1 protein-coding gene is annotated in these 263 nt (G+C 57.0%); it reads left to right on the forward strand.

Features of this window, described 5'->3' with window-relative positions; all coding sequences use genetic code 11:
* Positions 1-263: cohesin domain-containing protein (locus FRY97_RS22200; protein ID WP_147169796.1), on the forward strand; the 263-nt coding region annotated here is incomplete at both ends.

Genomic DNA, 263 nt, shown 5'->3' on the forward strand with positions numbered 1-263 from the left:
ATCAGCGTTGGGGATGCCTCGGTAAACCAGGGCGATCAGTTCTGCGTGTCTGTGACGGCTGACAATTTCACCGATCTGGTGGGCATGTCTTTCACCTTATCGTACGACGCCAGCCGCCTGAGCTTCAACCAGGCAACGAACCTGAACAGCAGCCTGCCGGCGTTTAATGCTGGAGCGAACATAGGCAACCCCAGCCCCGGTTTCATCACGGTCAACTGGTTTGAGCAGAGCCTGAACCCGATAACGCTGCCGAACGGGTCTGT

The sequence above is a fragment of the Phaeodactylibacter luteus genome (assembly GCF_007993045.1).
Classification (GTDB): Bacteria; Bacteroidota; Bacteroidia; order Chitinophagales; family Saprospiraceae; genus Phaeodactylibacter; species Phaeodactylibacter luteus.